Annotated in this window: 23 protein-coding genes and 1 other RNA gene; 15 read left to right on the top strand and 9 right to left on the bottom strand. The window is 53.6% G+C overall.

What is annotated here, in order from left to right; all coding sequences use genetic code 11:
• Positions 1-104: 104 nt before the first annotated feature.
• The 3 genes from F1E05_RS05720 to F1E05_RS05710 form a co-directional block, all read right to left on the bottom strand.
• Positions 105-677 carry a serine O-acetyltransferase gene (locus F1E05_RS05720; protein WP_150047378.1) on the bottom strand — a complete coding sequence of 191 codons (573 nt, stop codon included), beginning with the start codon at positions 675-677 and terminating at the stop codon, positions 105-107.
• Between the two features lie 176 nt (positions 678-853).
• On the bottom strand, positions 854-1,219 hold the full coding sequence (locus tag F1E05_RS05715; RefSeq protein ID WP_150047377.1) for a hypothetical protein: 366 nt from the start codon (positions 1,217-1,219) through the stop codon (positions 854-856).
• A 440-nt stretch (positions 1,220-1,659) separates the two neighbouring features.
• Entirely contained in the window at positions 1,660-2,397 is a 738-nt protein-coding gene (locus F1E05_RS05710; RefSeq protein WP_150047376.1) for a hypothetical protein, read from the bottom strand.
• A 257-nt stretch (positions 2,398-2,654) separates the two neighbouring features.
• Here F1E05_RS05710 and F1E05_RS05705 point away from each other — a divergent pair, with 257 nt between their 5' ends.
• Entirely contained in the window at positions 2,655-3,569 is a 915-nt protein-coding gene (locus tag F1E05_RS05705) for a helix-turn-helix transcriptional regulator (RefSeq protein ID WP_150047375.1), read from the top strand.
• Positions 3,570-4,020: 451 nt separating this feature from the next.
• On the top strand, positions 4,021-4,422 hold the full coding sequence (locus F1E05_RS05700) for a hypothetical protein (protein ID WP_150047374.1): 402 nt from the start codon (positions 4,021-4,023) through the stop codon (positions 4,420-4,422).
• Positions 4,423-4,617: 195 nt separating this feature from the next.
• Here F1E05_RS05700 and F1E05_RS05695 read toward each other — a convergent pair whose 3' ends face one another.
• Positions 4,618-4,809 (bottom strand): hypothetical protein, encoded by a 192-nt coding sequence (locus tag F1E05_RS05695; protein WP_150047373.1) that lies wholly within the window; start codon positions 4,807-4,809, stop codon positions 4,618-4,620.
• Positions 4,810-5,490: 681 nt separating this feature from the next.
• Here F1E05_RS05695 and F1E05_RS20860 point away from each other — a divergent pair.
• The gene (locus F1E05_RS20860) at positions 5,491-5,820 is read left to right on the top strand and encodes a Fic/DOC family N-terminal domain-containing protein (RefSeq protein WP_197737414.1); all 330 of its coding nucleotides are present in this window, start codon (positions 5,491-5,493) and stop codon (positions 5,818-5,820) included.
• Here the strand turns inward: F1E05_RS20860 and guaA are convergent.
• From guaA to F1E05_RS05670, 4 genes are all read right to left on the bottom strand, one after another.
• Complete coding sequence (gene guaA, locus F1E05_RS05685; RefSeq protein ID WP_150047372.1) at positions 5,744-7,324, bottom strand: glutamine-hydrolyzing GMP synthase; 1,581 nt, start codon at positions 7,322-7,324, stop codon at positions 5,744-5,746. The genes F1E05_RS20860 and guaA overlap by 77 nt on opposite strands.
• A 116-nt stretch (positions 7,325-7,440) precedes the next feature.
• Positions 7,441-8,904 (bottom strand): IMP dehydrogenase, encoded by a 1,464-nt coding sequence (gene guaB, locus F1E05_RS05680; RefSeq protein ID WP_150047371.1) that lies wholly within the window; start codon positions 8,902-8,904, stop codon positions 7,441-7,443.
• 179 nt (positions 8,905-9,083) lie between these two features.
• Positions 9,084-9,548, bottom strand: a complete 465-nt coding sequence (locus F1E05_RS05675; protein WP_150047370.1) for a hypothetical protein — start codon at positions 9,546-9,548, stop codon at positions 9,084-9,086.
• Positions 9,549-9,557: 9 nt separating this feature from the next.
• Positions 9,558-10,139 (bottom strand): CPBP family intramembrane glutamic endopeptidase, encoded by a 582-nt coding sequence (locus F1E05_RS05670; protein ID WP_150047369.1) that lies wholly within the window; start codon positions 10,137-10,139, stop codon positions 9,558-9,560.
• A gap of 85 nt (positions 10,140-10,224) precedes the next feature.
• Here F1E05_RS05670 and F1E05_RS05665 point away from each other — a divergent pair, with 85 nt between their 5' ends.
• The 4 genes from F1E05_RS05665 (at position 10,225) to dinB (ending at position 13,007) form a co-directional block, all read left to right on the top strand.
• Positions 10,225-10,494, top strand: a complete 270-nt coding sequence (locus F1E05_RS05665; protein ID WP_190303259.1) for a YcgL domain-containing protein — start codon at positions 10,225-10,227, stop codon at positions 10,492-10,494.
• Positions 10,495-10,590: 96 nt separating this feature from the next.
• On the top strand, positions 10,591-11,610 hold the full coding sequence (locus tag F1E05_RS05660) for a DUF2333 family protein (RefSeq protein WP_150047367.1): 1,020 nt from the start codon (positions 10,591-10,593) through the stop codon (positions 11,608-11,610).
• Between the two features lie 4 nt (positions 11,611-11,614).
• The gene (locus F1E05_RS05655) at positions 11,615-11,917 is read left to right on the top strand and encodes a DUF4389 domain-containing protein (RefSeq protein ID WP_150047366.1); all 303 of its coding nucleotides are present in this window, start codon (positions 11,615-11,617) and stop codon (positions 11,915-11,917) included.
• A 4-nt stretch (positions 11,918-11,921) separates the two neighbouring features.
• Positions 11,922-13,007 carry a DNA polymerase IV gene (gene dinB, locus F1E05_RS05650; RefSeq protein WP_150047365.1) on the top strand — a complete coding sequence of 362 codons (1,086 nt, stop codon included), beginning with the start codon at positions 11,922-11,924 and terminating at the stop codon, positions 13,005-13,007.
• Positions 13,008-13,059: 52 nt separating this feature from the next.
• Here the strand turns inward: dinB and F1E05_RS05645 are convergent, their stop codons facing one another.
• Entirely contained in the window at positions 13,060-13,794 is a 735-nt protein-coding gene (locus F1E05_RS05645; RefSeq protein ID WP_232056794.1) for a YkgJ family cysteine cluster protein, read from the bottom strand.
• A gap of 516 nt (positions 13,795-14,310) precedes the next feature.
• Here F1E05_RS05645 and F1E05_RS05640 point away from each other — a divergent pair.
• The 8 genes from F1E05_RS05640 (at position 14,311) to F1E05_RS05605 (ending at position 20,649) form a co-directional block, all read left to right on the top strand.
• On the top strand, positions 14,311-14,856 hold the full coding sequence (locus tag F1E05_RS05640; RefSeq protein WP_150051816.1) for a shikimate kinase: 546 nt from the start codon (positions 14,311-14,313) through the stop codon (positions 14,854-14,856).
• Positions 14,837-15,946 (top strand): 3-dehydroquinate synthase, encoded by a 1,110-nt coding sequence (gene aroB / locus F1E05_RS05635; RefSeq protein WP_150047363.1) that lies wholly within the window; start codon positions 14,837-14,839, stop codon positions 15,944-15,946. Before F1E05_RS05640 ends, aroB begins: the two co-directional genes overlap by 20 nt.
• Complete coding sequence (locus F1E05_RS05630) at positions 15,912-17,441, top strand: SPOR domain-containing protein (RefSeq protein ID WP_150047362.1); 1,530 nt, start codon at positions 15,912-15,914, stop codon at positions 17,439-17,441. Before aroB ends, F1E05_RS05630 begins: the two co-directional genes overlap by 35 nt.
• Before the next feature lie 58 nt (positions 17,442-17,499).
• Positions 17,500-18,564, top strand: a complete 1,065-nt coding sequence (gene hemE / locus F1E05_RS05625) for a uroporphyrinogen decarboxylase (protein WP_150047361.1) — start codon at positions 17,500-17,502, stop codon at positions 18,562-18,564.
• A gap of 15 nt (positions 18,565-18,579) precedes the next feature.
• Positions 18,580-19,014, top strand: coding sequence for a hypothetical protein (locus tag F1E05_RS05620; protein ID WP_150047360.1), 435 nt, complete (start codon positions 18,580-18,582; stop codon positions 19,012-19,014).
• A gap of 47 nt (positions 19,015-19,061) precedes the next feature.
• Positions 19,062-19,440: a transfer-messenger RNA gene (gene ssrA, locus F1E05_RS05615) on the top strand.
• Between the two features lie 598 nt (positions 19,441-20,038).
• Positions 20,039-20,314: a type II toxin-antitoxin system Phd/YefM family antitoxin gene (locus F1E05_RS05610; protein ID WP_150047359.1), complete on the top strand. Its 276-nt coding sequence runs from the start codon at positions 20,039-20,041 to the stop codon at positions 20,312-20,314.
• The gene (locus F1E05_RS05605; RefSeq protein ID WP_150047358.1) at positions 20,314-20,649 is read left to right on the top strand and encodes a type II toxin-antitoxin system RelE/ParE family toxin; all 336 of its coding nucleotides are present in this window, start codon (positions 20,314-20,316) and stop codon (positions 20,647-20,649) included. Before F1E05_RS05610 ends, F1E05_RS05605 begins: the two co-directional genes overlap by 1 nt.
• Positions 20,650-20,898 lie beyond the last annotated feature (249 nt).

Below are 20,898 nucleotides of genomic sequence, written 5' to 3'. Positions count from 1 at the left end.
TGGAACAGTGAAATCACGTCCTACTCTCTTTGCTGAAGAGGCCGCGACGATACCTGACACCAATCGGCTTAGGTTACGGACATAGATTAGGAAGATAGTAAAAATTATTCAATCGGATTCGCCGGCGTTGCTTGTGGCGCGGTAACTATCTTAGTCGGCACGCAACTGACCACACAATTCGAAATTGTCAGGGAATGGTCGATCAAGCTATAAGGACCTATGGTTAGCTGATCCTTTAATTCAATATCGCCCAATACCAAGGCCTTTAAACAAATCGTCACATCGTCGCCTATCGTCGGAGTCGAACTCCATTGGCCGTTGCTGTACGCCGGCCCCACGACATTATGGCCTAATAACGTACAATTTCGGCCGATTTGCGCGTCGACAACCAAGCCGATTGCATGTGCAATCAGGCAACCTGGACCTATCTTGCTTCTAGGATGAATATCCGCAGCAGTCAACAACAAATTGGTGCGATAAAGAAAGCCGGCTAAGCATTTGTTTCCCCGGCAATAACAAAGATGGGAAATGCGGTAAAGCAATAAACAACACAACTCCTGACGCGAAATCAAGCGCAATGCCCGGAAAAACGTCAATTTAACCGGGACGGGTGCGGTATCGTTTAAGCGTTTGAGGTCGGCTTTAAAATCCGAATAGGTTTGATTGATGGTCGCCATGCAATTAATCTTAGCGATTAATCCGAAAGCCGTCGTCAATCAATAGCGGCGTCTACTGATTCAAACAGCCAACGCCGGAACTTGATCGAGCTTTCGCACGGCCTTTTATAGGCCTGTTTATGACTTCAAACCGCACATGCTTTCAGTTCACCGGGCAGCCGAATAGCCCGGCCCGTTCAGCGAACCGAAATTCTACAGATGGCCGCCTTGCCGGTTTCGCATTTTTCGCCCTTCGGCCCATAGTCCGAGTCGCCCAGCATTTCCTCCCCTTCCTTGCACTTGCCGTTACAGAACGGTGCGGTTCCCCTGATGATGACATCCGACGATTTGCAGCAATAGGCCTTGATGCCGGTCACACACTTTTTACCGTCGCCTTCCTTGTTCCGTTTGACCAAGGTATAACCCGGCCGGCATTCGCCGTTACAGGCCGGCGCCTTTCCTTCCCAAAGACAGGTTTCAGCCAAGGCAGGCGCTGAAATGGCCGTCAGCCAAATAATGCTCAGCGCCGGCAAAACGGCGCGTATCGTATTGATTTTTCGCATACACTCTCCTCATTTTCAAGCTAGCCCCTCATTGTTAACGACAAGACGGAGGGGGCATTCTCTCGCCGTTGTCTTTACAACTAACACGCACGAAAACGGCAATCACCCTGGCCACTGAAAAGCACTGAGGATTTTCACCGCATCCATCAAGGGAGGCTGGTAGCCTGTTACGCCTCTACTACGGCCAAGCTAGGCAGACTGGGAGTATCCCCCGCTCACTGCCTGTAGCGGAGTCAGCGAGCCGCAGGTTCGCTTCCAACCGGATTGTGCGTAGCTACCTCCTCACTCTATGCCGGATTCGATTGCATCAAGCCATAGACTGCGGCCGACTCGATCCGATTGCTGATCGGATAATGCGCTTTGTTTTATTTGCGCTTAACCACCCGCCTGCGCGGGTAGTGCCTGCTCCCGTCACATCGGTTTTGCAAGCTAACCGGTAATCAACCGGTTTTCTTCCGACTGATGCCCCAAAATCCCAAAACAGCGGCGAACAACCAAGCGGCCGGAGGTAGCGGCACAAAAGTCAGTTGTAAATTCCAGACGGATTCAGCGGCAGGCACCAATAGTCCGGCCGTCGCCGCAGCGGTGGCGATGATGCGGTACTGTCCCGGAGCTAACTCCCCTGTTTGGTAAAAACTTGGGGTATCGGCGAATAATTCGATTGGAACCCAGGTAACGGTAAAACGCTGAAGCTGAACGCCGGCCGTGGTATTACGCGTATTGCTGTCGCCGACGCTGCCCTGCAACGTGTAAGGGGTAGGGCCAGTCACGTCGAACTCCAGCGCCCAACTGTTTCCCGGGGCGCGAACGTTCACACCGATACTGGTGCCGCCGGTGAAGGTTGCCGAGGCATTCGAACTGCCGCTGCTGGTAATCGCGGCCAGATTCTGCGGTGAACCGAAAACCGCAAATTCGTGTGCCGCCGAATACGTCAGTGCGCCGCTCCAGGGCTGGCCTAATAAAACGCCGGATGCGGCATCGCTGCCGGCGATAGCCATAGCAAATCGATCCGTCATTGAATCCGAAGTATCAATGACGTTATCGGAATGCATCACCGGTCCCGCTCCCACCAAGTAACTCGCGTTCAACGTCGATTCGCGACCTTTCCACACTACCGCTGCGTTGGCCGTAGTCAAACCGCTCGCTAAAAGAAAAATTACTATTGCACGTGATGCCATCGCTAATCCTCTAACCTTACAAGATCGCGGCTTCCACTTAGGCCGCCGTCCGCGAGTGTAGGTGCAACCTGACCGGAAGAACATGCCCGAAACACGATAATTCATGCTCAAAAAACGCGTTTAGCTTGATCCGCCAGCCCCCCATCTCAATTGGGTCAGCAGGCAGCTATGATCGATATTCGCGGCAAGGCCGTTTTGCTAGACTGGCCAATACGCTAACCACTGACTGCATACAAGCTCACCCTGCTGGACAAACGATGGACACGATCACCTCTCTGCTGCAAGGCCTCAATCTACGCGCCAAGCTGATTTATGCCGGCGGGGTATGCGGGCGCTGGGCGATAGACCATAATTCGGACAGCGACGTCTGGTTTCATCTATTGACCAAAGGCAACGGCTGGATCCATTCGCCGGTTTGGCGCCAACCCTTGGCTTTGGCAGAAGGCGATTTAATCTTGTTTCTACCGCACGCCGAAAAGCATTATCTATCCTACAGCGCCGATGAATTGAGCTTCGGCGCCGATGATGCCCGGCCGGTTAGCTGGGCGCAAGGCAGTACCGCTTTTGTGTGCGGCCTGATCGAACTGGGCTTGCCGAAAGCGGCGTTGTGGCAATCCTTGCCTGCGGAAATCGTGATCCGTCGCGAGCAAGCCGGAAAGCATCTGGCCGAGTTGACCCGGATGATGATCGCCGAAAGCCAAACCGAACGCCTCGGCCGCTTCGCGCTGATCGAGCGCCTGTGCGACGGCTTGTTCATTTTGGTTGTCCGTCACTGTATCGAACAGCAACTGGTCAGCCACGGACTATTCGCCGCGCTGCACGATGCTCGTCTGGGAGCCGTGTTGACCGCAATCCATCGAGAGCCTTGGAAGCCATGGAACATGCAGGAACTGTCCCAACAGGCCCACCTGTCCAAAGCCGCGCTGACCAAAAAATTCGCCGCTCTGCTGGGCTGTCCGCCGATGGAATATTTACTGTCATGGCGCATGCAGATTGCGGCGTGCTGGCTAAAAGAATCCGGCATGACCATAGAACGGGTCGCGGAACGTTGCAGTTACGATTCGGTATCGGCCTTCAGCCGGGCTTTCAAACGCTGTGTCGGCGAATCGCCGGGTGCATACCGGCGCAGGGCCTCGGGGATTGTGCATCCGCTCATAGAAGCCCTCCCCTGATCATGCGGACCAGCCGTTTGCGGATGCCCCTAAGCCCGGTAACGGAAATTGTTTCGGCCTTATTCTTGTTCAGGTTTTAAGGCAACAAACGAACTCTACAAACCGGCCTCGGCTAATCGATCAACGTCTTGAAATGGGTGCTCCACGCAACGTGATAAAATGCTGCGAGCCTGGTAAGACGAGCGGAGCCTTTGTAACGGTTTGTTTTAAAAATGCACGATAGCCGACGCTGTTGCGGACCCAAGACTGTACCGGGCAAAGCGGCAAAGAGGCTGAAATGCCTACGGCTTGCGTTCAGAGACTCATCGGCGGGACAATTGTTTAACAATCAACCGGCTGGAGTAGCGTTTTGCTGCCAGCAAAGCCCTCGGATTTCGGTGTTTTTCGGCTACGAATTGAGCGACTCAGCTCAAGCAGTGGCGATTTCTAATAATAACCATGGGAAGAAAGTATGAAAAAAATCCTGTTCTTGGCGTCGATGTTGTTATCCGGTTCGGCGTTTGCGTTGACCGATCACTATGTGCTGACCGACGGCAAGCACGTTCAACACTTAAAAATCAATACAGTCGGTAAACAAACTACGGTCTACGCTGACGTCGATTTCGAGCCGACCGACAGCAGCGGCGACCAACACGCTTGCACTGCCGATATTTCCGGCGAAGCAAAATATGTCGGCGAAAACGAGTTGGTTTTGAAAAAACAAATCCCCAGCGAGCGCCACTTTTGCACCTTGACGATTAAATTGTCTCCCACAGGAGCCAAAATCGAACAATCGGAAGAATGCAATTACTTTGCCGCCGGACTTTGCCATTTCAACACCGAAGACAAGGAACTGCCGAAAGTCAAACAATAGCGCCGCTGCGCTTTACGATTAACCTCGCGCTTTTAGTGCGTGCGAGGTTAATCGCCCTCCTCCCGCTTGGCTTTTACCCCAGGACACCAGCCCGAGAGACCGTCCAGCCTTACGTCCGTATTCGTCGAAGGCATTACGCCGCGCTTGCCGCCAACGGCAAAAGTCGTGGGTCCCCCGGACTAACCCGTTTGCGAATTACTGCCTATCGGCTTCCTTAGCCTGAGCCGCGCTGTCGATCGCTTTTTCGATTAACAACAGACTGCCGCGCATCAATGCCGCAAACAATAAGAGCGGCACGGCAAATTCCAACGGGATAATTCCGGCCAGACCGGCGACGGCAAATACCGATAGTCCGATTCCTACAGCAGCTAATTTAGCGATTTTCATCCGTCCTCCCAAACCGTTTACCGGCAGCAACGAAAACACGCCTTCACTATATCCACCGAGCAAAAATACACAACACGCAATACAGTCAATTTATTGTTTTAATTGAAAAAACAATAGTATTGCCATGTGTATTATTCCTGATGAATTTACCGGTTTATCTGCATCTGAACGCGAAGCCTACACCTCCAACAGCGCCAATATAAAGCATGACCGCAAGCATGCTACTCACCACGTTAGGCAACGGACCAACGCAAAGAAGAGAACAGCAGAAATTAAGCATTTCATATAAAACAATGCTGAGAAACGGGCTAAACGCTACTATTTATCGCTTCCACGCTCCGGCGGTGCCTACCGGATGCTGGAGCGTCCGTCACTGCAGTTACCGTGCGAAGCGTGGGCGCGATGAAACTGTTATGTTTCAGCGTAAAACTATCGTTTCTAGACGAACCTAAAATAGCCGCTGGCGCTATTTTAGTTTTTCCATAAAATAAAGAATAAGCGGCGGGGCTGTTTTAATTTTCTACAGAAATGACTAGATGAAAAATTTTCTGCCGGACAACTGACGCAACAATCACACTATAAAAGCTTCCAGCTCTCTAAGATCAATCGCCTCTGGGTTTTGGACGACATGGAATTGATCCAGCTACTGGGTCAGCGGATCGTGCACTCGGTCGCTTGGACATGTACTCCGACTACATTCCTAATATCGAATTGTTCATCCGCATGTACGTGCTAAAAGAGTCTACCCAATCCAGTCGAATCGAAGGTACGCAGACCAATATGGAAGATGCGTTGCTGGAACAGGAGAATGTTGCGCCGGATAAACGCGATGACTGGGAAGAAGTGCAAAATTACGTTAAGGCGATGAATCAAGCCATCGAAAATTTGCAAACATTGCCATTTTCGGCGCGATTGATACGCCTTTTACCTATTTTCACTCCCACTCTATCGTCGCCGGCGGCTTACCTGAAATATCATAAGTTACCCTGGAAATCCCCGGCACTTCGTTGATGATGCGCCTTGAGACCAGGTCCAAAAAGTCGTATGGCAGGTGCGCCCAGCGGGCGGTCATGAAATCTATGGTTTCCACCGCGCGCAGCGCGACGACGTAGTCGTACTTGCGGCCGTCGCCCATCACGCCGACCGACTTGACCGGCAGGAACACCGCGAAGGCTTGGCTGACTTGGTTGTACAAATCGTGGCGGTACAGTTCTTCGATGAAGATGGCGTCGGCCTTGCGCAGCAAGTCGGCATAGGACTTTTTGACTTCGCCGAGGATGCGCACACCCAGGCCGGGACCGGGGAAGGGGTGGCGATAGATCATGTCGGCCGGCAGGCCCAGTTCCAGGCCGAGCTTGCGCACTTCATCCTTAAACAATTCGCGCAGCGGTTCGACCAGTTTCAGCTTCATGTTTTCCGGCAGGCCGCCAACGTTGTGGTGGGATTTGATCAAATGCGCCTTGCCGCTTTTGGCGCCGGCCGATTCGATCACGTCGGGATAGATAGTGCCTTGCGCCAGCCATTTGGCGTCGGTGAGTTTGCCGGCTTCCTCGTCGAAAATTTCCACGAACAGGCCACCGATGATTTTGCGTTTTTGCTCCGGGTCGTTGACGCCGGACAGCGCGGCCATGTAGCGGGCTTCGGCATCGACCCGGATCACTTTAATACCCATGTGTTCGGCGAACATCGCCATCACCTGGTCGCCCTCGTGCAGGCGTAGCAAGCCGGTATCGACGAACACGCAGGTTAGTTGCGAGGCTATGGCGCGGTGCAACAGGGCCGCGACCACCGAGGAATCGACGCCGCCGGACAAGCCCAGTATCACCTGATCGCCGCCGACTTTTTCCCGTACCGCGCTGATGCTGTCTTCGATGATGTTGCTGGCGTTCCACAGCGCCGCGCAGCCGCAAATATCCAACGCGAAACGGCCGAGGATGCGCCCGCCTTGCTTGGTGTGAGTCACTTCCGGGTGGAATTGCAGCGCGTAGAAATCGCGGTCTTCGTCGGCGATGCCGGCAATTGGCGCGCCGTCCGAGCTGGCGATCAGTTTAAAGCCTGCCGGCAGTTCGACGACGCGGTCGCCGTGGCTCATCCACACGTCCAATAGCCCAAAGCCTTCCGGCGAGACGTGGTCTTCGATGTCCTTCAACAGTTTGGAGTGGCCGCGGGCGCGGATTTGGGCGTAGCCGAATTCGCGGTGGTCGGAGGATTCGACCTTGCCGCCCAACTGTTCGGCCATGGTCTGCATGCCGTAGCAAATCCCCAATACCGGCACGCCCAGTTCGAACACGGCTTGCGGCGCGCGCGGGGTGTCGCTGCTGGTCACGGTTTCCGGGCCACCGGACAGAATGATGCCCTTGGCGCCGAAGTTTTTGACCTCTTCGTCGCTGCTGTCGCAGGAATAGATTTCGCAGTACACGCCGATCTCGCGGATGCGGCGGGCAATCAGTTGCGTGTACTGCGAACCGAAGTCGAGGATCAGGATTTTGTCGGAATGAATATTGGTTTGTGTCACGGCGGCGGGTCTATTGTGTATGGGCGGATTTAGCCTTAGTGCATAAAAGCGAAGCGTAATTCGCCGGGGGGCTTGATAGGGTGGATTACGCTTGGCTAACCCACCCTATATTCGAGTTAATTCAGTTGGTAATTCGGTGCTTCTTTGGTGATGGTTACGTCGTGCACGTGGCTTTCGCGCATGCCGGCACTGGTGACTCGCACGAACTGAGCGTTGTCGTGCATTTGGGCAATGGTGCGGTTGCCGGTGTAGCCCATGCTGGAGCGCACGCCGCCCAGCAGCTGGTGAATGATCGCCAACACGCTGCCTTTGTAAGGCACGCGGCCTTCGATGCCCTCCGGCACCAATTTTTCCACGATTTCGGCTTCCTGGAAATAACGATCGCTGGAACCTTGTTGCTGCGCCATCGCGCCCAAGGAGCCCATGCCGCGGTAGGATTTGTAGGAGCGGCCTTGGAACAGTTCCACTTCGCCGGGCGCTTCCTCGGTACCGGCAAACAGGCCGCCCAACATCACCGAATAAGCGCCGGCCGCCAAGGCTTTGGCCACGTCGCCGGAGTAACGAATGCCGCCGTCGGCAATTAAAGGAATGCCCGAGCCTTTCAAGGCGGCGGCGACTTCGCTGACGGCGGTAATTTGCGGTACGCCGACCCCGGCGACGATGCGGGTGGTGCAGATGGAACCCGGACCTATGCCGACCTTGACCCCGTCGGCGCCGGCCTCCACCAAGGCGAGCGCTGCGGCGGCCGTGGCGATGTTGCCGCCGATGACTTGTACGTTGGGGAAGGTTTGTTTAACCCAGCGTACTTTGTCCAATACCCCTTGTGAGTGGCCGTGCGCGGTATCGACGATGATCACGTCCACGCCGGCGTTGACCAAGGCTTCCACCCGTTCTTCGGTGCCGGTTCCGGTACCGACCGCGGCGCCGACCCGCAAACGTTCCTGTTCGTCCTTGCAAGCGTGCGGATTATCTTTGGCTTTTTGAATATCTTTGACGGTAATCATGCCGCGCAATTGAAAGTCGTTGTTAACCACCAAGACTTTTTCGATGCGGTGTTTGTGCAGTTTGGCGATGGCTTCTTGCTGACCGGCGGCTTCGTTGACCGTGACCAAGCGCTCCTTGGGCGTCATCACCGAACGGATGGCTTCGTCCAGACGAGTTTCAAAGCGCAGGTCGCGGCTGGTAACGATGCCGACCAGCTCTTCGCCGTCGACCACCGGTACGCCGGAGATGTTTTTGGCGTGAGTCAATTCCAACACTTCCCGCACGGTGGTATTCGGCGAGACGGTAATCGGATCTTTTATGACGCCGCTTTCGTATTTTTTGACCCTCAGCACCTCGCGTGCTTGCTGTTCTATGGTCATGTTTTTGTGGATGATGCCGATGCCGCCTTCCTGGGCAATAGCGATGGCCAACCGGGCTTCGGTGACGGTATCCATGGCGGCGGAAATCAAAGGGATGTTGAGCGTGATGTTACGGGTGAGCTGGGTTTTCAGTTCCACTTCGCGCGGTAAAACCGTCGAATGGGCGGGAACCAGTAACACGTCATCGAACGTGAGCGCTTCCTGTATGATCTTCATGTAACACCTGAGCTAATTTTTTGAAAAGCAGCGTATTGTACAACCTAAGTGGCCGTATAAAAACCATGGGACAGGATAGGCTTACGCCGCGACGAAGCAGGAAAGCGCCGCTGTCCGGTCGGTTGCGGCGAGTAAATTAAGCCACAGATGCCGAAAGCCGTGCCTTCCTTGCGGCCGGATTAGCCGGCGCGATGGGATAGTGCGTCTTGGATGCTTGCCAATTCTTCGATTTTGGGCTTGTGTAAATAAATGCCGACTACACCCAGCAGAGTAAAAATATACAGTGTGTTGAAATCGTCGCCCAATACGAACATCACCAAACCGAAGGTACTAACGATTTCTATCATCGCCTGGGTGACGACGATGGTGGTGAAATAGCGTTGCCGTGCGTCGGTCGGGCCGGGCATGGTTTGATTGAGGCGCAGCAGAACGTGGCGAATCAGATTAGTGAGCGGAAACAACACAATAGCCGACACGTACAATACGGTGCGGATCAAAACCCGGTCCGCTTCCGGTAAGTTGCCGACGCGGATTTGCTCTGCAAACAAGTGGCAGAGTAGGTTGTAAAGGGCCAGCGAGGTCAGCATCATGGCACATACCAGCCAGTGCGGCGTCATGGACTGCGGGGCGGAGTAGGACGGCATATGGAAATCTCACAAGCTGCGGCGATAGTCGCGGATAATGATCAAAAAAGCGAAAAAATCGTAAAAAGTATGTATCGCGATGGGCGTCAGCAGCTGGCGTTCGCCGCTGTAATCCAGGCTCATGCCCAGATAAATCCCCATCAGCATAGCCAATACCGCATAAAGCGGAGTGATCGCGTGCGCTAGCGCAAACATGGCGTTGCTCAGTAGCAAGCCGGTAGCCGGGCTGGTTTTGTATTCCAGCCAAGGTTGCAGTGTGCCGCGAAACAGCAGCTCTTCGGAAAAACCGGCGATACAGGCCAGGATGAATAAGTCGGTCCAATGCCGCTGGTGTAATTTGGAGCCCAAGGTTTCCAGCAGCAATTCGCGAATATGTCGTAGCGATGGGAAGGGCAATTGTTGCAACAGGCAAAACAACAGCAACAAGGGCAGGGTCAACAGTGCGCCGTTAAACAAAGCCAATTCTGCGAAATTCAGTTCGGCGAAGGGATCTATGTCGGTAATCCGACCGACCAGCACGGCAACCGCTATTAGTGCGCCTTCGAACCAACAGGCTAAGCGAAAAAAGCTATCGGGTGCGGCAGGTTGCATGGCTTACAGAATTAGAGGATGAGCGGAGCAAAATTCTAGCTAAAAACCGGTAAAATTGGCAGCAATTATGACAAGGAGAACGGTAATGCATTGTTTTATATATAAGAGCGCTAAAAAAGACGAGCTGTATTTATATTTGCGCGACAAAGACGACTTTTCGGTGCTGCCTGCGCAATTATTAGCCGATTTCGGTCGGCTGAGTTTCGTAATGGAGCTTGAGCTGAATGCCGAGCGCAAATTGGCCCGGGAAGATGTACAAAAAGTAATGGCCGGTTTGCTGAATAACGGCTTTTTCATTCAAATGCCGCCGATGTCTGCGGCGGGTTGGGAGCAATCCGGCCGTAATCTGCATTGAATGGGGATGTCTTCGCGGTAAACCGTGCTACCATACCCGGCGATAAAAGCGGTAATAAGCTCACAATTTTAATAGTACATTTAGGATACGCAATACATGTCAGAGAATCCGCATGCTTACGAGGACGCCAAGTCTAAAGGCATACTCTGGGGGTTTGGTACGTTGGTGGGCGTTGTCGCTATCGTGATGCTGGTTTTGGGCGAGTGGTGGAGCCGCGAGCCGAATATCTTCAACGTGCAAGACGAAGCGATCGAGCGTATGAACGTGACTCACACGGATCAAATGCCTATCGGCTACGTGTATGCCAACACGCTGGCGCACATCGCCGACGTGATTTTATTCAAGCCCGGCGGTTATCTGACCAACGACGTCGCTCCTCCCGGTTTGTTTTGCGACAACATCCAAAACTGGGAGTACGGTGCTCTGGTGATGTTGCGCGATGCGACCACGGCTTTGCGCAACCATTTTGCCCGCGACCAATCGCAGTCGGCGGAGGACCCCGATCTGGCTCAAGCCGAGCCGTATTTTTATTACGAACACAATTCGTGGGCATTGCCGTCTACCGAAGCCGAATACGTCAAAGGCGTGGATGCTTTGCATCACTATATGTCACGCCTGCAAAATCCGTCTTCCACCTCGCGTCCGGCTCAGTTTCACTCCCGCGCCGACAATTTGTGGCAGTACACCGAAGTGGTGATCAAACGCTTGGGCGGTTTGTCCACTCGTTTGGCGGCCAGTACCGACAAATTTTCCGGTGCCGCGCACGGCGATCCGTCCAATCCGGTCGACTTTAACATGCCGACGATAGGGCAAACCCCCTGGATGGAAATCGATAACGTGTTCTACGAAGCCCGCGGCGCTTGCTGGGCCTTGCTGCACATTCTCAAAGCGATCAAGCACGATTTTTCCGACATTTTGTTGGACAAACGGGCGATGAACACCTTGGACAATATGATCCAAGCCTTGGAAAACGCCTTGACGCCTACGCTGAGTCCGGTCGTGCTGAACGGCGACGGTTTCGGTTTGTTCGCCAATTATTCCTTGGCGATGGCTAATTATATTGCCCGGGCCAATGCGGCGGCCCTGGATTTGCGCGACGTGATGAATAGAGGTTAAAACCGTGCAAGAAATGCTGAACGACAATTTGAAGAAAATCGAAACCTGGAAGCGCATTATTTTCATGCTGATCTACGCGGTGATAGACAGCATGGTCAAGCTATTGATTTGGTTGGTGGTGTTGTTACAAGTCGGTTCGGTTTTGCTGACCGGAGCCGTGAATCCCAACATCCTGGGTTTCGGCCGCAATTTATCGACTTATCACTACCATATCCTGTTGTTTTTGACCTTCAATACCGACAAACTGCCGTTTCCGTTCTCCGACTGGAATCTGACCGCCGAGCTGGAGTCGTCCGACCCCTCCTAAAACCATGTCCGAGCCACTGCGCAAAATCATCCACGTCGACATGGATGCATTTTTCGCAGCGGTCGAACAACGCGATTACCCGCAATACCGCAACAAACCGCTTATCGTCGGCGGTAGGCCGGATTCGCGCGGGGTGGTAGCCACCTGCAGTTACGAAGCCCGCAAATTCGGCGTGCATTCGGCCATGCCCTCCGCGCACGCGTACCGGCTATGCCCGCAAGCCATTTTCGTCAAGCCTCGTTTCGAGGTTTACCGTCAGGTTTCGGAACAGATACGCCGTATTTTCATCCGTTATTGCGATTGCGTAGAGCCCTTGTCGCTGGACGAAGCTTATTTGGACGTTAGCGATAGCCGGCGTTTTCAGGGCTCGGCCACCTGGTTGGCCAAGCAAATCAAGCTCGACATCCAGCGCGAGACCGAATTAACCGCATCCGCCGGCGTGTCGTACAACAAGTTTTTAGCCAAGTTGGCATCGGATTTGGACAAGCCGGACGGCCTGCACGTGATCATGCCCGAGCAAGCCCAGAATTTTATCGACCGGCTGCCGATAGGCAAATTTCACGGTATAGGTCCCGCCACCGAAAAGAAGATGCAAGCTTTGGGTATAACCAACGGCCTGACGTTGAAACAAACCCCTCTGCACGTGTTGCAACAGCATTTCGGCAAAGCCGCGTTGCATTATTACCGGATCGCCCGCGGCATCGACGAGCGCATCGTCAACTCGCACCGGGAGCGCAAATCGGTGGGTGTGGAAATGACTTACCAAGAAGACATAGACGATGCGGAGGTGATACTGGAGCAATTGAAACTGTTGCTGCAGCAGGCCTTGCAAAAACTGGCGGACAATCGGTTGTCGGCGCACACCTTGACCGTCAAAATCAAATATCAGAATTTTGTACAAATCACCCGCGGGCGTACCTTAAGCGAGCCCGTGACCGACTGTAACGCCACCTACGAGCTGATGGCCAATTTATTGTCGTCCACCGATTTCGTAGGTAAGAAGGTGCGCTTGTTAGGCGTTATTTTGTCCGGCCTTAATAACGAACCTACTGTGCAAGCTTATCGGCAGCTGGATTTGTTTAACCTGTAAGACTGATCCATGAGGAGACGCCTGAAGACGCAAAATGCGTATCATCCTGCCATTAAGCTTGATAGCGCTTTAGCGTATCGAAGGTGCGGGCCATTTCTTCGCGGCCGATGTCGTTCACCACAGCTTCGGCGAATGGATCCATTCCGGCTTGCCAAGCCGATTCGCTGTTTTCCTGTTGCAAGGCCAAGCTCACAGCCCTGTTTAGTTCGTATAAATCCCAGACATAGCCGGCATCACGCAAAGCGGATTGCAAAGCGTTTTGGATCAAGCTACGGAAATTGCGGTGAGGGTAAGATAACGGAATTTCGGCGATGCGGCCGGCCGCGGCTTCGTTGCACGCACGCTTGTCGTAACAGGCATGGCCGCGGCAGGCCAACGGCCGTACCGGATAAATGCCGCAAGCGCCGCGGCGGATAAATGGGCAGGTTTTGCGCAATTTGACTCTGGCGGCTTCGTCGAGGCCGACGGTAGTTTGATTGGCCTTGATGACCCGCTTGCCAAGGTTGGAAGCAGGGTCGCGTTGATCTTGCCAACGGATGAAGCGGGCTACCAGCAACACTTCCGGAGCGGAAGCGGTAACCCGCAATGTGCAACAGGTGGCACAGCCTTTATGGCAAGCGATGGGCGGGTGGTTTGCGCTTTCAGCTTCCACGTTGCCGTCGAAACTGCTGAAAGCCAGGGATAATAAGCCGTCAATCAAGTCCGCTTGTCCGCGCCGGACAGCAAGAGTGTCGGCAAATGCCTGATGTTGAGCGGCAAAAAATCCAAGATAGTCTGATTCGTTCATAAGCATGTTCGGGTTTTAGCCGGTTGCCGCGCACTATGGTGCCGAGCGTTCCGTCGAGCGGAAAAACAGGCAAAAATCACATTTTCGCGTTTCGGATCATTCTGCTATTTGATCCTGATCAATATTTTGTCATTTTGTTTAGCCAGTTTCTGTCCGATGCAAAGCGACTGCCAACGTCCGCCAACCGCAGGCAAAGATGCGCTAGGGATGCGAAACCCACAACCTTAGCCCATCTTTAACAAGCGTTAAGGCTAAAAAACCAAGCGGCAAAGCGTGCTTAGACGACGCCGGCCACCGTTTCTCCCGGGCAGCCTCCTGCCGCTCTAAACGGTTTAAGATGTCGAGCGATATTCAATTGTTTACTTAATGCTGTGCAGGCGCTATATACCGCGAGATTAGTGCGTAAGAGCCTGCCCGACTCGACGTTGGCATATCCGTCGCTTCTGCCGCCGCACTATCGGCCAATTCGAAAAAAGGCATATAATGCCGAGCTTTAAACGCTCAGCACTGCACGACATGAAGCATCCGGCGAACATTTATTTGATCGGTTTGATGGGGGTGGGCAAAACCACTATCGGCAAGCAGGTAGCGAAAGCGTTGCAGCGTCCGTTTTTCGATAGCGACAAAGTCATCGAAGAATGCATGGGCGTCGACATCCCGACCATCTTTTCGTACGAAGGCGAAGAAGGCTTCCGCATGCGCGAACAAGCCGTAATCAAGGATTTGACCAGCCTCAGCGGCATCGTGATGGCGACCGGCGGCGGCTCGGTGATCAAGCCGGAGAACCGGGAAGCCCTGAAAAACAGCGGATTCGTCGTATATTTGCACTGTTCTATCGATAAAATTCTGTACCGTACCCGGCACGACACGCAACGGCCGCTATTGCGTACCGATAATCCGCGCCAACGCTTGCAAACCCTTTTGGCGCAACGCGAACCGTTATATATGGAATGCGCGGACTTTAAAATCGACTCCGGCGCACTGCCGGGTAAAACCATAGTCAAAACCATTTTGCAGCAATACCAAGCTGCGTTGGAACAATATGAACGTATTGCAAGTTGAGCTGAACGACGCCCGCAGCTATCCGATTTACATCGGCTCCGGGCTGCTGGACAACTCGGAACTATTAGCCCGCCACATCCGCTCCAAACAAGTCGTCATCGTCAGCAACGAAACCGTCGCTCCGCTGTACGCCGGCAAAATCGCCGCTACGTTGGCCGACGGCCATCAAGTGGAAACGGTGATATTGCCCGACGGCGAGCAATTCAAAACCCTTGCGTATCTGGAAAAAATCTTCGATGCCCTGCTGGCAAAGAAATTCAGCCGCAACGCAACCTTGATTGCGCTGGGCGGCGGCGTGATAGGCGACATGGGCGGTTTTGCCGCCGCCTGCTATCAACGCGGTATCGCCTTCATCCAAATCCCCACCACCCTATTAGCCCAAGTGGATTCGTCGGTGGGCGGCAAAACCGGCGTCAATCATCCATTGGGCAAAAACATGATAGGCGCGTTCTACCAGCCGCAATGCGTGATCGCCGATGCCGATGTGCTGGACAGCTTGGACGACAGGCAACTGTCGGCCGGATTGGCCGAGGTCATCAAATACGGCTTGATTCGCGACCCGGAATTTCTAAGCTGGTTGGAAGCCAACATGCCATTATTATTGGCGCGAGATAAGCCTACCCTCGCCTACGCCATAGAGCGCTCATGCGCTAACAAAGCCGAAGTGGTCGGCGAAGACGAATTCGAGACCGGGGTGCGCGCCACGCTAAACCTGGGTCATACCTTCGGCCACGCCATCGAAACCGGCAGCGGCTACGGCAATTACCTGCACGGCGAAGCGGTAGCAATAGGCACTTGTTTCGCCGCGGATTTGTCTCGCCGCCTGGGCTGGCTGAACGACGCCGAAGTTGCGCGGATAATCGCGATTTTGCAAGCCGCACGCCTACCCGTTGATCCGCCTAGCGATATGACGACCGAGCAATACATCGATTTGATGTCGGTCGACAAAAAAAATGTCGACGGCAAAATACGGGTGATTTTGTTGGAAACGCCGGGTAGAGCCACTTTGCCGGTCAATGTCGACCTGACGCCGCTTAAAGCCACGCTGGAAGAGTATGCTGGATCACGACCATCTAACTTACAGCGTTAAAAAGCCGATCCGGGACAAACAGGCGTCCGAACACGCCTTGATTTCTATCGACAGATCGCAAAAGCTGGACTTGTTGATTCACTTACTCACGAATTTGCACAAGTCCTTGGTGGTTTGCGGCCCCCAAGGCATAGGCAAATCCACATTGCTAAAAACCTTGCAAGACAGCTGCAAGGGAATTTGGCCCATTTGCCTGTTGCAAGGCTCGGAGCGCCTGAGCTTCGAAGCCATCGCCACGCAACTGGACGCCAGTCTAATACCCGGCAGCGCCGACGACCGCTTCGACTTGTCACGCCTTAAAGCCTATTGTTCCAAGCACAAAGCCGTCTTAATCGTCGACAATGCCGGCACGCTGGTTCCCGGACTGATAGGCGAATTACTTCGTTTTGCCGATTCACTGGCCGGCCTGCGCTTGGTATTGGCCATGCGCCACGACGAATTTGACGCGAAAACCGCGACGGAGCCGAGCTTGGACGCCTGCCACGTCATCGAACTGCCGCCGCTAAACCATCGCCAATGCCTAACTTATCTGCAAAATTTATCGGCGCAAGGGCAATATGCCCTTTCATACGCGGATGTCACCGACGAGCTGGTCGAGAAACTGCTGAACAAAACCCACGGCATTCCGGGGCGGATAGTCGCGGAATTACCGAAAATGCGGCGTTTGCAAAAACAGCGCAAAGGAAAAATGCTGCTGATTGCAGGCCTTAGCATGGCGTTAGCCGCGCTAGGCTATCAATGGCGGGGTCAATTCATTCGCGACGCTAACAAACCGGTTAGTCCGCAAACCGCACAGCAAGCGGCGCTCCCCATCACGGCCAATCAATCGCTCTCGCCGCCGCCATTACCCGGCGACCGACCCGAAGCGATTCCCGTACCCGCAGCCACTATAGCGCTTGACCCGCTTCCCGTCCCGGCCGTAGTCAAACCGCAAATTACCGACGCTACCCCGGACAATCCGCCAGCCGCTGCCAGCGAACAACCCCCAACCCCCACCGCCATTGAGCCGACAAGCGCCATTGACGCGGCTTTGCCGACGAGCAACCAACAAACCGCGACCCCGCCGGTCACCCCGGCACCGATAAAACCGGCCGCCGCAAAAACCGGCACGGACAAATCCAAACCGGAAAAACCGGCCGAACCGAAATCGGTCGAAGCAGAAAGCTCGAGTCAAGTACCCGGTTCCGCCGAATCGGCGGAAATCGGCGACGTCGCTTGGATACACGAACAGCCGGGCGATTTCTACACCGTGCAAATCATGGTGCTATCCAGCCGCAACGCCGTAGACCGCTTCTTGCGCAAATACGCCAACTATGCCAACGATTTGAAATATTACCCCATCGGTAAGGCCGGTCAGGAAAAATACGTGCTGCTCTACGGTGCATTTGCTACCGCCGGCGAGGCCATGACCGCCAAAGCCGAGATGCCGGCCGAATTCGGAGCCGGCGTCATCAAGCGCATGAAAGCCATACAAAAAGACAGCCGGCGCAAATGACCGCATTTTCCTAACCGGCGAGACGGACCTCTCGCAGCACCAACCTTCCAGCAAACTCATGACTAGCTTACAAAACGACTTATTCCTTCGCGCCCTGTTAAAACAACCCGTCGAACGTACGCCGCTATGGATGATGCGCCAAGCCGGACGCTATTTGCCCGAATATCGCGCCACCCGCGCCAAAGCCGGCAGTTTTATGCAACTTTGCACCAACCCGGAATTGGCCTGCGAAGTAACCCTGCAACCGCTAGACCGCTATCGGTTCGACGCCGCCATCTTGTTTTCCGACATTCTGACCGTACCGGATGCCATGGGTTTAGGCTTATCCTTCGCCGAAGGCGAAGGCCCGCAATTCGCCCGCCCGGTACGGAGTGCGGCCGATGTGGCACGCTTACCGATACCTGATCCGGAAACCGAGCTTCGTTACGTAATGGACGCCGTTCGCTTGATCAAAACCAACCTACACGGCAGAGTGCCGCTCATCGGTTTTTCCGGTAGTCCGTGGACCTTGGCAACCTATATGGTGGAAGGCGGCGGCAGCAAAAACTTTCAAAAAGTCAAAGGTTTGATGTTCGAGCAGCCTGCCTTGATGCACCAATTGCTGGATAAAACCGCTCAAGCGGTCGCCGCCTACCTGAATGCGCAAATTGCGGCCGGCGCGGATGCCGTCATGGTATTCGACACCTGGGGCGGCGCATTGAGCCACGCCGATTATCTGGAATTTTCGTTAAGTTACGCGCAACGGGTCAGACAAGCCTTGAACACGCAATACGACGGCCGCACTATTCCCACCATCTTGTTCACCAAAGGCGGCGGCCTATGGCTGGAAGCCATGGCGGATACGGGTTACGACGCGCTGGGCTTGGATTGGCAAACCGACATCGGCCAAGCAAGAATACGGGTAGGCGATAAAGTCGCTTTGCAAGGCAATATGGACCCATTGACGCTGTATGCGCCACCGGCCGTCATCCGAGAGAAAGTCGGCAAAGTTTTGCAAGGCTACGGCCAAGGTTCCGGCCACGTGTTCAATTTAGGTCACGGCATACTGCCCGACATCGACCCGGCCCACGTAGCCGCCATGGTCGACGCCGTGCATGAGCTAAGCCCGCACTATCACCGTTAACATGTCAAAGAGCGGATGAAGCGTTTCCACGGTTTGCAAGACTTCGCCGCTCAAACAGCCGGTCCTTTGGGTTACCGAGCGTTAGCCGACTGGCTGCTACCCCGGTTGGCCAAGGCCTATTGCGATATTTTCGGCAGTTTGAACGACACACCTATCCTATTGGCCCACTTGGCGTTAATACCTGAAACCCTGGATTACGATGCATTCGACCAACGAGCAGACTTCATAGTCGGCGGAGCAATATTGCGAAACGACTGCGTGCCGCTCACCTATCGATTGGCCGCCGGTGAATTCGGCATCAGCGGACGCTGCTCCATGATAGGCAAAGTATGTGGAGTGGACTTATACCTGCAGCGAAGCTACACCGGGACGGTAGGCGACATCGCCCGGCAAAAATTCTCGGTCGACTTGAAAACCCTGCTAGCGCAGACCAAACAATTGCAACGCTAAAAAATGTCGCCCCACTTCATATCGAAATTGGATACAATAGCGACACCGGGGGCGACATGGCTTCGACGTGGGTAGCAAAACCTCAGGTGCATGCCGAGCACAGTACCGCTCGTAAAACCTACTGAAAAAAAGTATTCGCAAACGACGAAAACTACTCAGTGGCTTTAGCAGCTTAAAACCTGCACCACTTCTCTGACCAAGTGTCCTTATGCGCTTGGAGTCCTCTCGGGGGCGCTCAGGGATCATATTACATAAGATCGCGCCAAGGCTTTGTTCGGAGCTAAAAGCGTTAAATCCAATCGAAATCGCGGTTGATCCTCTTGGCCCGACGGGTAGTCAACCGTTAAATTAAAAGCGCGGGATAAGCATGTAGAGCTTGTGGCGGAGTGCTTGCGGACGCGGGTTCAATCCCCGCCGCCTCCACCAATTTACCATCCAAGATAGTCCACGAAAATCCACTAAGCCCGCATTACGCGGGCTTTTTCGTTTATACTTCGTCCAACAACATCCGAGAAAATTCCCCCCACATCCAGGCAATTTTGGGTGCATATCCGGGGGCATACGCTCAAGACATTAAATCAGATGCCCCCAGCAACTGCAGCATAAGGAAACGTGCTTGGCTCGCTATTACGTAAGCGCTTGAAAACTGCATGTAGAAACCGCTGCGTAAAACCGCCGAGAATGTCATATACATTAATTGTGTCCGGCCGTCTCAAACCAGCTTTTAATTCAGCCTCACAATGGGGTAGTAGATGTCTGGTAACTAACAGTGACCGGACGTCTAAAGAGGTTATATTTTCACTGCCTGAATGTCTCAAATTGGCCGACTGTTGCCGGTGACCGCTATCAGCCAAGATTATTGATAGAATTTGGCAAAATTTGTTGTCATTAAGCATCCAACCCCTGCGCGTACTCTAACCGCCGGTAAGACTCCGTACTCTCGCAAGGCCAATTATGTGCAAATGAATTGCATGTAGATCAAAAAAGGACTAAATTAAGTCCACAATACGCTTAGGACTTAATTATGCGCTTTTCTTCTCAAGTAAAACCTATCAGTTACTTAAAAGCTAATGCTGCTGAGGTACTAGCTCTGCTAACAGAGCAACGCGAACCGTTGGTTATTACTCAAAACGGTGAGGCGAAAGCGGTGCTTCAGGATGTTGCATCCTATGAAGAAACGCAAGAAACTCTAGCACTATTGAAAATTCTGGCATTAGGTAATCAGGAAATCGAACAAGGCCAGGTTATACCGGTTGCCGATGTAGCGGCTCGACTTCGCGCCAAACATGTAACCGACTGATGGTAGAGCCTGATTACGCGGTGCTACTGACCAAAGGCGCAGAACAGGATTTAGAAGCAATTTACAACTATATCGCCGAGTTTGATTCGAAAACAAGTGCCGACAATGTGCTGGATCGTTTGATGGAGGCCGTTGAAAACCTTGTCCAGTTTCCTGAGCGCGGCTCATTTCCCAAAGAGCTAATCTCGCTAGGTATTACGGAATATCGGCAAGTATTTTTTAAGCCCTATCGGGTGATTTATCGAGTGAAAGGGCAAAGCGTTTATATTATGCTGATCGCGGATGGTAGAAGAGACATGCAAGCCTTGTTGGCTCGCAGACTACTGAGCCATTAACCAAGAGATTTGGCACAAAAAAGACAAAGGTAAGCAATAAATGGTTGATTCGCAAGGAACGACCACGGGTTCAATCCCCGCCGCCACCAAATAACAGATTGATTTAAAAAAATTTATTCTTAAATCATGATTCTGAATGGCGGCAATTTGGCGGTTAACAATGCCAATTTGCCCGCCGCTTACCTTCAACCTGTTTGCTCCCCACTTGACCACCCGGGGACTGTAACTTAGTTCTGTAAAGCGCTCACA

The sequence above is a fragment of the Methylomonas rhizoryzae genome, from assembly GCF_008632455.1.
Lineage (GTDB): Bacteria > Pseudomonadota > Gammaproteobacteria > Methylococcales > Methylomonadaceae > Methylomonas > Methylomonas rhizoryzae.
This window is presented reverse-complemented; position numbering and strand designations above follow the sequence as displayed.